The 13,020-nt window shown below is 70.8% G+C and carries 12 protein-coding genes and 1 riboswitch; of the genes, 8 read left to right on the forward strand and 4 right to left on the reverse strand.

The features are described 5' to 3' along the window. Window positions 1–406 precede the first annotated feature (406 nt). A complete protein-coding gene (locus ACWTSU_RS03275) occupies window positions 407–1,885 on the reverse strand; it encodes an ATP-binding cassette domain-containing protein (RefSeq protein WP_455138449.1) in 1,479 nt (492 codons plus the stop codon). 242 nt (window positions 1,886–2,127) lie between these two features. Between ACWTSU_RS03275 and ACWTSU_RS03280 the strand changes: the two genes are divergently transcribed. From ACWTSU_RS03280 to ACWTSU_RS03300, 5 genes are all read left to right on the forward strand, one after another. Beyond that, the gene (locus tag ACWTSU_RS03280) at window positions 2,128–4,131 is read left to right on the forward strand and encodes a GTP-binding protein (RefSeq protein WP_455138450.1); all 2,004 of its coding nucleotides are present in this window, start codon (window positions 2,128–2,130) and stop codon (window positions 4,129–4,131) included. A gap of 166 nt (window positions 4,132–4,297) precedes the next feature. Then, window positions 4,298–5,713 carry an MDR family MFS transporter gene (locus ACWTSU_RS03285; protein WP_455138451.1) on the forward strand — a complete coding sequence of 472 codons (1,416 nt, stop codon included), beginning with the start codon at window positions 4,298–4,300 and terminating at the stop codon, window positions 5,711–5,713. A 337-nt stretch (window positions 5,714–6,050) separates the two neighbouring features. Continuing rightward, window positions 6,051–6,428, forward strand: a complete 378-nt coding sequence (locus ACWTSU_RS03290) for a hypothetical protein (RefSeq protein ID WP_455138452.1) — start codon at window positions 6,051–6,053, stop codon at window positions 6,426–6,428. Between the two features lie 141 nt (window positions 6,429–6,569). Next, window positions 6,570–7,061 (forward strand): zinc ribbon domain-containing protein, encoded by a 492-nt coding sequence (locus ACWTSU_RS03295; protein WP_455138453.1) that lies wholly within the window; start codon window positions 6,570–6,572, stop codon window positions 7,059–7,061. Window positions 7,062–7,070: 9 nt separating this feature from the next. Then, window positions 7,071–7,454: an MmcQ/YjbR family DNA-binding protein gene (locus tag ACWTSU_RS03300; RefSeq protein ID WP_455138454.1), complete on the forward strand. Its 384-nt coding sequence runs from the start codon at window positions 7,071–7,073 to the stop codon at window positions 7,452–7,454. Between the two features lie 37 nt (window positions 7,455–7,491). Here the strand turns inward: ACWTSU_RS03300 and ACWTSU_RS03305 are convergent, their stop codons facing one another. Beyond that, complete coding sequence (locus ACWTSU_RS03305; protein WP_455138455.1) at window positions 7,492–8,004, reverse strand: DUF2798 domain-containing protein; 513 nt, start codon at window positions 8,002–8,004, stop codon at window positions 7,492–7,494. Between the two features lie 214 nt (window positions 8,005–8,218). Here ACWTSU_RS03305 and ACWTSU_RS03310 point away from each other — a divergent pair, with 214 nt between their 5' ends. After that, entirely contained in the window at window positions 8,219–9,139 is a 921-nt protein-coding gene (locus ACWTSU_RS03310; protein ID WP_455138456.1) for a ketopantoate reductase family protein, read from the forward strand. Window positions 9,140–9,451: 312 nt separating this feature from the next. On the opposite strand, the gene ACWTSU_RS03315 is transcribed toward ACWTSU_RS03310, so the two are convergent. Next, window positions 9,452–10,411 carry a calcium/sodium antiporter gene (locus ACWTSU_RS03315; protein WP_455138457.1) on the reverse strand — a complete coding sequence of 320 codons (960 nt, stop codon included), beginning with the start codon at window positions 10,409–10,411 and terminating at the stop codon, window positions 9,452–9,454. A gap of 119 nt (window positions 10,412–10,530) precedes the next feature. Beyond that, window positions 10,531–10,592: riboswitch (guanidine-III (ykkC-III) riboswitch) on the forward strand. Window positions 10,593–10,650: 58 nt separating this feature from the next. Here ACWTSU_RS03315 and ACWTSU_RS03320 point away from each other — a divergent pair. Beyond that, entirely contained in the window at window positions 10,651–10,980 is a 330-nt protein-coding gene (locus ACWTSU_RS03320; RefSeq protein ID WP_455138458.1) for a DMT family transporter, read from the forward strand. A gap of 25 nt (window positions 10,981–11,005) precedes the next feature. Here the strand turns inward: ACWTSU_RS03320 and ACWTSU_RS03325 are convergent, their stop codons facing one another. Next, window positions 11,006–12,160, reverse strand: coding sequence for a sensor histidine kinase (locus ACWTSU_RS03325; protein ID WP_455138459.1), 1,155 nt, complete (start codon window positions 12,158–12,160; stop codon window positions 11,006–11,008). 156 nt (window positions 12,161–12,316) lie between these two features. Here ACWTSU_RS03325 and ACWTSU_RS03330 point away from each other — a divergent pair, with 156 nt between their 5' ends. After that, window positions 12,317–12,937: a hypothetical protein gene (locus ACWTSU_RS03330; RefSeq protein ID WP_455138460.1), complete on the forward strand. Its 621-nt coding sequence runs from the start codon at window positions 12,317–12,319 to the stop codon at window positions 12,935–12,937. The last annotated feature ends 83 nt before the right edge of the window (window positions 12,938–13,020 follow it).

The raw sequence follows: 13,020 nt of genomic DNA on the forward strand, positions 1-13,020 counted from the left end.
GTTGTGGTGACTGCGATTCTAGGGAACGGCCGCGCCCCTCCGGGCGCCGGCCGAGTCGCCGCCTACACCAAAATTCGGGACGCGTCCTTGCACATGCGTCAATCTGACGCATGTGCATGGGTTCCGGGGATTCGTGGGCGTCTCTGCCCCGTGCACATGCGTCAATCTGACGCATGTGCAGTCCTTCGGTGCGGGAAGGCGGTCCCATCGAGCATGCACATGCGTCAGGTTGACGCAAGTGCATCAGCTCCGCTGCGGCAGAGGTGTCTGCTGGCATCGCACTTGCATCGGGTTGCTGCATGTGCATCCGTCGCGACGGGGCGGGGGCGTTTGCTGGTCCTGCACATGCGTCAAAAAAACGCATGTGCAGGGGGGTGGAGGGTCCTCCGTGCCCGCCCGCGCCCGCTCACAGCTCCCGCACGCGGCCGTCGCGGACCACCCAGGTGCGCGTGGTGCACGCGGAGAGGAACGCGCGGTCGTGGCTCACCAGCACGAGCGCCCCGGGGTAGGCGGCCAGCGCGCGCTCGAGGGCCTCGGTGGAGTGGAGGTCCAGGTGGTTGGTTGGCTCGTCCATGACGATGAGCTCCGGGTGGCGCAGCGCCCCCTCCGCGAGCAGCAGCTTTCGGAGCTCGCCGGGGCTCGTGCGGCCTCCCTCGAGGATGCGGTCCGGGTCCGAGTTGAGCTGCGCCACGCTCGAGAGGACGCGCCCGCGCTCGGCGGGGCCGAGGCCGCTCACGCGCTCGACGGCCGCGTCCCGCGCCTCCGGCGCGAGCTCCTGGGGGACGTCCAGCACCGGGAGGTCCTCGGCGAGCAGCGTCCGCAGGTGCGCGAGCAGCGTGGACTTGCCCGCCCCGTTGGGCCCGATCACGCCCACGTGGTCGGTGTTGGCGAGCCAGAGCTCGGGGACCGTGAGCGTCCCCGCCGGCCCGCAGGCGATCTCCGTCGCCGGCACGTGCAGCACCACCTTGCGCGGGCTCGGCGCGCTGTCCACCCAGAGGTCGCCGTCGTAGCGCTTGTGGACGCGCGCGGCGTCCAGGCGCTGCCGAGCGGCGGCCAGACGCGCGTCCATCTGGGACGAGAGCCGCCCGGCGTGCCCGTCCTTGCCCGTGAAGACCGCGAGGTCGATGCGGCTCTTGGCGTCACGGTCGCGCGGGTCCAGGTGTCGCTTGCTGCGCCGTGCGTCGGCCCGCGCGGCCGCATGGGCCCGAGCGTCCTTCTCGGCGGCCAGCCGCGCGAGCTCGCGACGGGCGTCGGCGCGCTCTGCCGCCACTGCGGCGCGCTCGTGCTCGGCCTGCTCGCACGCCGCGGTGAAGCCGCCCGGCCTGACCACGATGCCGCCCGGCTCGAAGGAGGCGCAGCGCCCGGCGAGAAGATCCACGAGCTCGCGGTCGTGGCTCACGAGGATGCCGATGCCACGGAAGCGCGACAGTGCCGCGGCCAGCTCGGCGCGGGCGTCGGCGTCGAGGTGGTTGGTGGGCTCGTCTGCCACGAGCACGTCCGGGCGACTCCAGAGGGCCACCGCCACCTGCAGCTTCTTGCGCTCGCCGAAGGAGAGCTCGTGGAAGCGCCAGGGCATGTCGTCGGCTATGCGGAAGGCCACGCGCAGCAGGTGGGCCTCGCGGCCGTAGTCCAGCGCGAAGTCCGCGAGGTCGGCGGGCGGCTCATCGGCATCCTGGGGCACGTAGGCGCAGAGCAGACCCCGCGTGACCGAGCCCGCGTCCGGGGCGATCTGTCCGCAGGCGATCCGGGCCAGCGTGGTCTTGCCGCAGCCGTTGTCGCCCAGCAGCGCGGTCCAGCCGCATGGGAAGGTTATCGTTACGTTGTTGATTATCGGCTCGGAGGCCGAGGGGTAGGCGTACGTGACGCCGGAGAGCATCAGTTGCATAGACATCTCGTTTCCGCGCGGAGGGAGGTCCCCACGCGCATGGGGGTGAACCTAGCTGAAGATGTCTAGCGAATGCGCATGTGCCCCTGTCTCCCCGCGGTCCGATGGCGGCGCCACCCGCGCTGCGAGGCCCATTCCCCGCTCGGCCGACGGCGCCAGTATGACGTGGCGCGCGGTGCCGGTCAAGCTATGATGCGAGAAGATCTGGTTGTCGGTGCGCTCGGTTCGGAGGTATAGACGCGATGAGACAGGCGGTCGTGGGGCTTCTCGCCCACGTGGACGCGGGCAAGACCACGCTGGCGGAGGCGCTGCTCGAGCAGGCCGGTGTCATCCGCGCCGCCGGCCGCGTGGACCGCGGCGAGTCGCACCTGGACACCGACGCCATGGAGCGCGAGCGCGGCATCACGATCTTCTCGTCCACCGCGGCGCTCGACTGGGGCGGCGCGCACCTCATGCTTTTGGACGCGCCCGGCCACGTGGACTTCTCCGCCGAGGCCGAGCGAACCATCGCAGCCCTTGACCTGGCGATCCTTGTAGTGGGCGCCAACGACGGCGTCCAGGGCCACACCGAGACGCTCTGGGAGCTGCTGCGCCGCCGCGGCGTGCCGACGCTCGTCTTCGTGGGCAAGTGCGACCTGGAGAACCCCGGTCGGGAGGCGCTTCTCGCCGAGCTGCGCGCGCGGCTCTCGGCGGCCTGCGTGGACGGGGCGGCGCTTGCGGCGGGCGAGCCGGCGGCCGTGGAGGACGCGGCCTCCGCGGACGAGGCGGCGCTCGAGGAGTACCTGGACACGGGCGCGCTCGCGCCGGCCACGGTGGCGCGGCTCTTCTCGGCCGGCGCGCTCTTCCCCGTGCTCTTTGGCGCGGCGCTGCGCGGCGAGGGCGTGACCGAGCTGCTCGACGCCCTGTCGGCGCTGGCCCCGGAGCGTTCGTGGCCGGAGGAGTTCGCGGCGCGGGTCTTTCGCGTGAGCCGCTCAGCGCGCGGGGAGCGGCTCGCCTGGCTCAAGGTCACGGGCGGCACGCTGCGCGCGAAGGCGCAGATCACGGGCACCGACCGCGGCGTCACGTGGACCGAGAAGGTCAACGAGGTGCGCCTCTACCAGGGTGCGAGCTTTGAGACCGTGCCCGAGGTGGCGGCCGGGCGCGTCTGCGCCGTCACCGGGCTCTCGCACGTGGTGCCCGGGAGCGCCCTCGGCGCGGAGCCGCCGCTCGCCCAGCCGGCCCTGGCGCCCGTGCTCTCCTACCAGGTGATCCCTGCGGAGGGGACGGACGTCACCGCGCTCGTGCGGGCGCTGCGCGAGCTCGCCGACGAGGACCCGACGCTCGGTGTCACGTGGGTGGAGCGGCTGCAGGAGGTCCACGTCCAGCTCATGGGCGAGGTGCAGCAGGACGTGGTCCGCGAGCTGCTGCGCGAGCGCCAAGGCATCGACGTCACCTTCGGCCCCGGGGGCATCCTCTACAAGGAGACCATCACGGCGCCCGTCGAGGGCGTGGGCCACTTCGAGCCGCTGCGCCACTACGCCGAGGTGCGCCTTTCGCTGGAGCCGCTGTCGCGCGGGTCGGGCGTGGAGTTCGGCACGCGCTGCCCGACGGACAGCCTGGACCTCAACTGGCAGCGCCTCATTCTCACCAATGCCATGGAGCGCGACCATGCGGGCGTGCTCACGGGCGCGCCGCTCACGGACGTGCGGGTGACGCTGCTCGCGGGCCGGGCGCACGCCAAGCACACCGAGGGCGGCGACTTCCGCCAGGCCACGTACCGCGCCGTCCGCCAGGCCCTCATGGTCGCCCGCGAGCGGGGCGACTGCCTGCTGCTGGAGCCGTGGTACCGCCTGCGGCTCACGGTGCCGGCCGACCGGGTGGGCCGCGCGCTCGCGGACCTCACGCGGATGGCGGCGCAGCTGGACCCGCCCGTGACGTCGGGCGACGCGGCCACGCTTACGGGCGTGGTGCCGGCCTCCGAGGTGGGGGAGTACGCGCTTGAGGTGGCGCGCTACACCGGCGGCCGCGGCCGGCTCTCGCTGGAGCTCGACGGCTACCGGGCGTGCCACGACGCCGACGCCGTGATCGCTGCGGCGGCCTACGACCCCGAGGCCGACCTCCCCAACACGCCCGACTCCGTCTTCTGCAGCCATGGCGCGGGACATACCGTCAAGTGGGCGGACGTCCCCGCGCACGCGCACACCACGGTGGACGAGGCGCGCCTGCGCCCGTGGCGGGCCGCCGACGCGTCGTTCTTCTCGGCGTGAGCGCGTCGGCGCTTCCCGGGCCGCGCGGGCGAGAGGGACCGTGGATTCGCGCCCTTCTCGTCCGCGCGTTCATGTGGCGTTCACAAACTTGGCTATAGTGCTCACCCGGAAAAACCGGGACCGGCGCGCGGGGCGGCCCTCCGCGCGCAACGAAGGGCAGGTAGCCATGGCAGGGGCAGAGAGCTTGCGGCCGCGTCAGCGGACCCTCGTCTTTGTGAACATCATCATCACGTGCGTCGCGTCGTCGATGCTCGCGACGGCGCTCACCACGGCGCTGCCGCCCATCATGGACGAGCTCGGGCTCGACGCGACCACCGGCCAGTGGCTCACGAGCGGCTACTCGCTGGCCATGGGCATCATGATGCCGCTCACGGCGTTTCTCATCACGCGCTTCCCCACGCGCCCGCTCTACCTCACGGCGCTCGGCACGTTCATCGCGGGGTCGCTTTTGTGCGTGCTGGCGCCGGGCTTCGAGGTCATGATGGTCGGTCGCGTGCTCCAGGCGCTCGGCGGCGGCGCGCTCACCTCGATGGCGCAGGTCATCACGCTGTCGATCTTCCCGGCCGAGAAGCGCGGGCAGGCCATGGGCTGGTACGGCCTGTCGGTGGGCGCCGCGCCCGTGGTGGCGCCGACGCTCGCGGGCGTGCTCGTGGACACGCTGGGCTGGCGCTGGATCTTCTACGTGGCCATCGCGATCATGGCGGTGTCACTCGTCTTTGCGGTGCGGGTCTTCCGCAACGTCCTCGAGACGCGCGAGCGCCGCTTTGACGTGCCGTCGTTCGCGCTGTCGATCCTTGCCTTCGGCGGCGTGACGTTGGGCATCGGAAACGTGTCGAGCCTCGGCGTCGCCGACGCGCAGACCGTGGCGCCGCTCGTCGTGGGCGTCGTGGGCGCGGTGGTGTTCGTGCGCCGCCAGCTGCGCCTGGACGAGCCGTTCCTGGAGCTGCGCATCCTGCGCAACCGCGACTACGCGCTTTCGGTCATCGGCAGCATGCTGCTCTATCTGGTGATGATGGGCTCCTCGGTCATCATGCCGCTCTACGTGCAGAACATCCTGGGGCAGAGCGCCACGGTCTCCGGTCTGGTGACGCTGCCCGGGTCGCTGCTCATGGCCGTGGTGAGCCCGTTTGCCGGGCGCATCTACGACGTGCTGGGGATGAGGCGCCTCTTCGTGGCCGGCGCGGCGCTCATGCTGGCGAGCAACCTCGGCATGACGACGCTCACGCTCCAGACGAGCGTGTGGGTGGCCTCGGTGCTCAACGCGGTGCGGTGCGTGGCCATCGGCTGTCTGATGATGCCGCTGGTCACCTGGGGCACGAGCCGCATCGGCCTTGCGAGGACGGCCGACGGCACGGCGCTGCTCACGTCGCTGCGCACCGTGGCGGGCGCGGTGGGCTCGGCCGTGTTCGTGGGCGTCATGTCGAGCGTGGCAGCAGGCGCGGGCGGCGACGCGGCGGCCTCGATGCACGGCCTCAACGTGACGTTCGCGGCCATGTCCGCGGTGACGGTCGCGCTGCTGCTCATCGCGGTGTTCCTCGTGCGCGGCCGCGCGTCGCGGGGCGGCGAGAGGGGCGCGGCGTAGGCGCCGTCTCAAGCCGGACGAAGCCCCTCTCCCAAACTCGCTTGATAACAGAACACATGTTTGGTATTATACGAACAGATGTTTCAAATTGGGAGGATTGAGTTAAGACAATAACTATTGATATGTGATAACAATAGGGGTAGAGGCCATGAGGTACCGTCTGCTGAGAAAGCGCGTCAACGAGATGGCTCGTGCTCGAGACTTGAGGTCGTGTGGCAGGAGGGTTCCCGTCATGCCAAGGTAACGGTTGGCAGCAAGCAGACCACCGTTCCGCGGCACAGCGAGATAAACGAGATCACGGCGCAGGCGATACTTCGCTATCTATTTGGAGGTGGCCATGGGCAAGATTGACGTCAATGCGTCCGTCACGCGCAGCGACGGCTGGTGGGCCATCTCCGTGGCCGAGATACCGGGGCTCTTTACGCAGGTGCGCCGTCTTGACCAGGTAGAGGGACTCGTCCGCGACGCTGCCTCGCTGCTTGGCCAAGAGGTGGGAGAGGTGCACGTGCTTCCGGTTCTGGACTCCGACTCTCGTGCGATGCTTGAAGAGTTGGAGCGGGCACGGGCCGAGGCCGAGGCGGCCCAGCGGGCGTCCTCCGAGCTCACGCGTGATGTGGCGCGCAGGTTTCGCAGCGAGGGGCTCACGCTTCGGGACATTGCGGCCTTGGTGGGCCTCTCCCAGCAGCGTGTCTCGGTGCTGTGCGGGAAGTCCTAGGCGTTGGGGCGAGAAGGACCGCGGATCGCGCCCTTCTCGCCGCGCAACGGGGCGTTGCTTGTCGCGTGCGCTGTCGGGGCGGACAATTGCCGTGACGGCGGGCGCGACGGGTGCCCGCTCCCTTCGAGGCGAGGAGGCCCCATGGCCATCAAGGACGTGCTGCCCCGTCTGCGCCGCGAGCACGGGCTCACCCAGGAGGAGCTGGCGCGCCGGCTCTTTGTCACGCGTCAGTGCGTGAGTCGGTGGGAGACCGGGGCGACGGTCCCCGGGATCGACATGACCAAGCTCATCGCGCGTGAGCTGGACGTCCCGGTGACGGAGCTGCTTGAGATGCCCGAGCACTACTGCCAGAGCTGCGGCATGATGTTCACCGGTCCCGACCAGCACGGACACAAGGCGGACGGCACCGAGGTCGCCGACCTCTGCCGCTGGTGCTATGACGACGGCGCCTGGGTCGAGGACGTCTCGATGGACGACATGATCGAGGACTGCGCGCCGCGCATGGCGGAGGCCACGGGCTGGTCGGTGGATGAGTGCGCGTCGCTGATGGGCGCCGTGCTGCCCACGCTCAGGCGCTGGCGCGACGCGCCCGCCGCAACCTCTGGCACTACGGCCGCACCGGTCGCGGGGTAGGGAGCGGCCATGGACCTCGCGCGCATAGAGGAGCGCCTGCTCGCGCACCCCGGTGCCACGCGTGCCCTCCACGAGGCGTGGGGCTGGATGGTCTACTGGGTGGGCGGCCGCCAGTTCGCGTGCGAGCTCACCGCCGCGCCGGAGGCCAAGGCACCCTATGCGGGGCGGCACCTGCTCTCGCTCAAGTGCGACCCCGACCAGGCGCGCGAGCTGCGAGCCGAGTGGCCGGACGCGGTGCTGCCGGGCTACTACTCCGACGGCCGCACGTGGGTCTCGGTGGACCTGGCGTCGGACGTGCCCGAGGAGCTTGTGCTCTCGCTCTGCGACCAGAGCTACGAGCTGGTGTTAGCCAAGCTGCCCAAGCGCGTCCAGCGCCAGATCGCCGGCGCCTGACGGCGGGGCCGTGGCGCCGGGCGCGAGCTAGGCCGCGCTACGCGGCGTCGGCGGCGAGCGGCGCCTCGAGCACGGTGCCCTCGGGGAAGACGCGGCGGAAGAGCCAGCGCGAGAACGGGCCCGCCACGAGCAGGTTCCACGGTAGCGCGGCCACGAAGTTGAACGGGATGTTGGTGAGCCAGATCAGGGGGATCAGCGCCACCTGGCCGGTGTGCGTGGTGGCCTCGAGCGCGCCGTAGAGCGACATGAACAGTACCATCGGGAAGACCATCGTCGTGGAGATGGCCAGCGTGATGGCGGTCTTGGAGCTCTTGCCCGGCGTCACGAGGAACCGGAACGCGAACCACTTGGCAAAGCGGCTGGCCACGAAGACGTCGAGCAGCATCGCCACCACGTAGGCCGGCGGGAAGCCCACCCACGCCTCGGCCACGACGTCCGGCCCGAACGCCCAGCTGTGCACGCGGGCGACGTTGTAGACGGACATCCCGAGCACCATGCAGAAGCACATGATGACGGTGAAGATGAGGCTCTCTCGCTTGTTCTGGGGCATTGACCAGCCTTTCTCGACGACTCCCGCTCGCGCGGTCCAACTCGCCCCGGCGCATCGGCACAAAAAATGGCGCACCGTTTCGCGCGGCGACGCCATCCGGGGCAAACCATGATGTGACACGACCCTAGCATGTCGGCGCGCCCGCGCGTAAGCGGAGAGTTTGTGGAGGCGCGCTACAATGCAGCGAGAGAAGCGGCGGAGACGGGAGGCGGACATGGCCATCGAGCGGGCGGCGATCATCGGGCGCGGGGCGGTCGGGCTGCTCTACGGCAGCCTCATCGAGAGGAGCCTGGGACCGGACGCCATCGAGTTCGTGATGGACGACACGCGCTTCGAGCGTCACGTCGGCGAGGTCGTGACCGTCAACGGCGAGCCGTGTCGCACCCGCACGATTCCCGCGCGCGAGGCCGAGCCCGTCGACCTCGTGATCCTGGCGACCAAGGCGCCGGGGCTCCCGCTCGCGCTGGAGACCGCGGCCCGTCTGGTGGGGCCGCGCACGGTCATCGCGTCGCTGCTCAACGGCGTCACGAGCGAGGAGCGCGTGGCCGAGGTCTTCGGCTGGGAGCGCACGGTGCTCTCGGTGGCGCAGGGGATGGACGCGGTCTTCATCGGCGGCGCACTCACGTTCACGCACCCCGGCGAGATCCGCTTCGGCGCGGCCGAGGGCACGGCCCCCGGCGTGGTGGAGGCCGTCGCCGACTTCTACGGGCGCGCCGGCATCCCGCACGTGGTGGAGGCCGACATCCGCCGCCGCATGTGGGTGAAGCTGATGCTCAACGTGGGCATCAACCAGACCTGCATGGCCTACGGCGGCACCTATGGCACGGCGAGCGAGCCGGGCAGCGAGCAGAACCGCTGCTTCGTGGCCGCCATGCGCGAGGCGCTGGCCGTGGCGCGCGCCGAGGGGGTGGACGTGACCGAGGCCGACCTCGCGCAGATGGCCGACCTCATCGCCTCGCTCGAGCCGGACGGCATGCCGTCGATGGCGCAGGACCGCATCAACGAGAAGCCCACCGAGGTCGAGGAGTTCGCGGGCACCATCATCGCGCGCGCCGAGCGGCACGGCATCCTCGTGCCCACCAACCGCTGGCTCTACGCGCGCATCCGCGAGCTCGAGGCCGCCTACGGCGCGTAGGGGCGCCGGCGCTGGCGCGTCCGCCGCCGCGGGCTCGCGCCCCTCTCGCCGTCCCGTGCCTCGACGGGGTGCGATTGGGTGGCATGTTTGATACAAGGTGCCAGATCGCATCAAACTACCTACCCAACGTCAGGGAAAGCGTGGCAATTTCGCGTCCCTCTCGCCGCCTTGGCGAGAAGGACATCAAACGATGTGCCCAATCGCAGGGGGTTGTGACGAAACGGACTATCTCGCGAACACGAGCGGGCCAGAACACCCAATCGGACCGGGTTTCTGACAGCGCCGGCGGGGGGTCCGTGCCGCCGACGGCTCCTACCTGAGTACCGACGCGGCGACGTAGGCCGCGTAGAGCACCACGAACACGACGCCGTTCGCGCGGCTCATCTCGTGACGGCGCCCCACGTAGGCAAAGCCCACGAGCGCGAGCGACGCCGCCGCCACGAGCGCCAGGTCCAGGTTGTACGCCGCGTCGTACGGCACGGGCAAGAAGAGCGCGGGCGCGCCCATCACCAGCAGCAGGTTGGCCACGTTGGAGCCCATCACGTTGCCGACCGCGATGTCGGAGCTGCCGCGCAGCGCGGCCACCACGCTCGTCACGAGCTCGGGCAGGCACGTGCCGAGCGCGACCACGGTGATGCCGATGACGCGCTCCGACACGCCGGCGGCCCCGGCCACCAGCGTCGCGTTGTCCACCACGAGGTCCGCGCCCACCTTGAGCAGGACGGCGCCCACGACCACGAGCCAGAGCGACCAGGCGACGCCGCCCCGGCGCCCGGCCTGGGGCTCCGCGGCGGGCTCGCCGTCCTTCTCGCCCGCGCCCTCGGCCGCCCCCATCCGCGCCGTGCAGACGAGAAACGCCGCGAACGCCACGAGCAGCACGACGCCCTCGGCAGCCGTGACCTGGCCGTCTGTGTTGGCGAGAAGCGCGAGGAGCCCCGCTGCGGCCACGCTCGCCGGAATCTCGAAGCGGATCGTGGCGCGCCCGAGCGCCACCGGTGCGAGCGCGGCGGAGAGCCCGAGGATGAGCAGCAGGTTGGCCAGGCAGCTCCCCACGACGTTGCCGAAGGCCATATCGGCGTGGCCGGCCGCCGCGGACGTGACGCTCACCACAAGCTCGGGCAGCGACGTGCCGATGGCGACCACGGTGAGGCCGACCACGCGCTCGGGTACGCCGAGGCGCGCGGCCAGGCGGCACGCGCCGTCCACGAGCAGGTTGGCGCCGCCCACGAGCAGCGCGAATCCGACGACGATGAGCACGAGGTTGAGCAGCACGACGATCCTCTCGACTGGGGGACGCTCCGATCAGTATTCCTGAGCGCGTCGCGCGGCCCGCGCGTCCGCCCGCCGACTCCCGAGCGAATCCACAAGCGCGTGGGGCTGTGCTACCATGCCCAGTGGCCCAGATGGGCCCCTGACGAGGGCAGCCGTACCAGGATCGCAAAGACGGCGCGCAGGGCAGGGGTCTCCGCCGCGGCGGGGCCTCCTGCGTGGGCATCGTCAGGGAGGTTGTCATGGACTGGGTCGTTCTCGTTGCGTCGGGCGCCATGGAGGCCGTGTGGGCGGTCGCGCTCGACCGGGCGGAGGGCTTCACCAGGCTCGCGCCCACGCTCGTCTTTGTCGCCGCGCTCGCGGCCAGCATGCTCGGGCTCAACCACGCGGTGCGCACCATCCCCATCGGGACGGCGTATGCCGTGTGGGTCGGTATCGGCGCGGCCATCACGGTCGTCTATAGCATGGCGACGGGCGCGGAGAGCTTCTCGTGGGCAAAGGCGCTGCTGATCGCGGGGCTCGTGGCGTGCGTGGTGGGCCTCAAACTCGTGAGCGAGGGGCACGCGGCGTAGCGCGCGGCCCTTCTCGTCCCGTCGCCTACGCGTGCCGGACCGGCAGCCGCACCTCGAACGTGGAGCCCGCACCGGGCGCGCTCTGCACCTCGACCGTGCCGCGATGCAGCTCCACGATGCGCTTCACCAGCGCCAGGCCCAGGCCGCTGCCCTCGCTCGCGTGGCTCGTGTCGCCCTGGTAGAAGCGGTCGAAGAGGTGCGCGCGCGTCCGCTCGTCCATGCCGCAGCCCTCGTCCGAGACCCAGCAGGTCACCTCGTCGGCCGCGCCGTCGCGGCCCTCCTCGCCCTGGCGGCCGCCGTAGAGCGCCAAGCTCACGCACCCGCCCTCCGGCGAGAACTTCACCGCGTTGTCGATGAGGTTGGTCCAGACCTGCATGAGGTAGTCGGCGTTGCCGTCGATGACGCAGGGGTCGGCGCTCACGCTCACGGTCACGCCGCGCGCCGACCACTTGGGCTCGAGCATCACCACGGCGCGGCGCAGCTGCTCGGCCACGTCCACGGGACCCACGTCGGGCAGGATCTGCACGTGCTCGATCTTGGAGAGCGCGAGCACCCGCTCGGAGAGGCCGGCCAGGCGCTGCGACTCCTCGATGATGATGCCCAGGTACTCGGCGCGCTCCTCGGGCGTGAGGCCGTCCTCGCGCAGCAGCTGGGCGAAGCCGCACAGCGAGTTGATCGGCGTGCGGAACTCGTGGGAGAAGTCGCTCACAAAGCTCTCGCGCATCATCTCGGTACTCGCGAGCTCGGCGGCCGCGGTGTTGAAGCTGTCCACGAACTCGTCGGCCTCGCGCAGGCGCAGCCGGGTGCGGGGGCGCTCCAGCCGAAACGAGAAGTTGCCGCGCGCGAGCTCTCCGAGCGCCGCCGTGAAGACGCGCAGCGGCGTCACGAGCGTCCGGTTGATGCCCAGCGCCAGCGCCACGGCGATGATCGTGCTGACCAGAAACACCAGGGTCACGACGCTGCCGACGCTCGTGAGCCGCTCGAAGCTCAGCAGGCCCGCGTCCATTATCGCGCTGCCCACGAACCCCGCCGCGACCACGCACAGCAGGATGACCGCCATCACGGCCAGCACGAGCAGCCCCACCAGGCCCGCGGTGCGCACCCGTGAGAGCGCCCCCGGCGGACGGACGCCCTGAGCCGGGTCCTTCTCGCCGCGCCGTCCGTTGCCACTCTGAGCCATGTGACCTCCCCACCTCGCGTGCGCCCATGGTGGCGCACCCGCGTCACGGGAATGTTAACGGGCTCGTTTACCCGCGCGTGAACTTCGCTTCACCCGGCGGGCCGAGGATGGTCTCGTCAAGGAGGCGGAAGGGTCCGCCCAGGAAGGGAGAACACCATGTACTGCAGCACCTGCGGAAACGAGCTCACCGGCGCCGAGAGGGTCTGCCCGGCCTGCGGCACCCCCGTGGCGGGCGCCGTCGCGACCGCTGTCGTCGCGCCGCAGCCGGCGCACAGCTCCTACGAGTACGCGCGCACCACGGTCGCGAGCGATCTCGTGACCGTGACCTGCGACTGCTACGAGAACCTGGGCTGGGAGCTCACCGGCTCCAAGACGTCGCAAACCGGCGGCTCCGCCGTGCTGTCGTTCCGCCGCAGCCGCAAGGTCCGCAACAAGGCGCAGCTCGTCAAGATCCAGCGCACGATGGACGACCTGATCGCCTCGATCGCGCGCCTGGAGGGCGAGAAGACCCGCAAGGCGCAGGTCCGCGCGCTCTCGCTGGGCGTCGCGGCGGCGCTGGTGCTCGGCGTGGGGATGTGCTTCACGATGGTCTGGGACGCGATGGTGCCGGGCATCATCGTGGGCGTGGCGGGCATCGCCGGCTGCGTGGCGGCGTGGCTGCTCTACCGCTCGACCGTGGAGCGGGAGACCGCGCGCGTGGCGCCGAGCATCGAGGCGGCCTACGACAGCCTGGCCACCGCTTGCGAGGAGGCGCAGACCGTCCTCGCCGCGGCCTAGGTGTTCAGTGCCAAGACGTTGTTTACGCCCCGAGGGTGACAAATAGGGAGGCCTCCCGCATGCTGTGAGTTGCCTACGCTCGC

This window comes from Thermophilibacter sp. (genome assembly GCF_966187215.1).

Bases quoted from the DNA above. Each gene is read 5' to 3' on its own strand.
- ACWTSU_RS03275 (WP_455138449.1), bottom strand. From the start codon at position 1,885: ATGCAACTGATGCTCTCCGGCGTCACGTACGCCTACCCCTCGGCCTCC.
- ACWTSU_RS03280 (WP_455138450.1), top strand. From the start codon at position 2,128: ATGAGACAGGCGGTCGTGGGGCTTCTCGCCCACGTGGACGCGGGCAAG.
- ACWTSU_RS03285 (WP_455138451.1), top strand. From the start codon at position 4,298: ATGGCAGGGGCAGAGAGCTTGCGGCCGCGTCAGCGGACCCTCGTCTTT.
- ACWTSU_RS03290 (WP_455138452.1), top strand. From the start codon at position 6,051: ATGGGCAAGATTGACGTCAATGCGTCCGTCACGCGCAGCGACGGCTGG.
- ACWTSU_RS03295 (WP_455138453.1), top strand. From the start codon at position 6,570: ATGGCCATCAAGGACGTGCTGCCCCGTCTGCGCCGCGAGCACGGGCTC.
- ACWTSU_RS03300 (WP_455138454.1), top strand. From the start codon at position 7,071: ATGGACCTCGCGCGCATAGAGGAGCGCCTGCTCGCGCACCCCGGTGCC.
- ACWTSU_RS03305 (WP_455138455.1), bottom strand. From the start codon at position 8,004: ATGCCCCAGAACAAGCGAGAGAGCCTCATCTTCACCGTCATCATGTGC.
- ACWTSU_RS03310 (WP_455138456.1), top strand. From the start codon at position 8,219: ATGGCCATCGAGCGGGCGGCGATCATCGGGCGCGGGGCGGTCGGGCTG.
- ACWTSU_RS03320 (WP_455138458.1), top strand. From the start codon at position 10,651: ATGGACTGGGTCGTTCTCGTTGCGTCGGGCGCCATGGAGGCCGTGTGG.
- ACWTSU_RS03325 (WP_455138459.1), bottom strand. From the start codon at position 12,160: ATGGCTCAGAGTGGCAACGGACGGCGCGGCGAGAAGGACCCGGCTCAG.
- ACWTSU_RS03330 (WP_455138460.1), top strand. From the start codon at position 12,317: ATGTACTGCAGCACCTGCGGAAACGAGCTCACCGGCGCCGAGAGGGTC.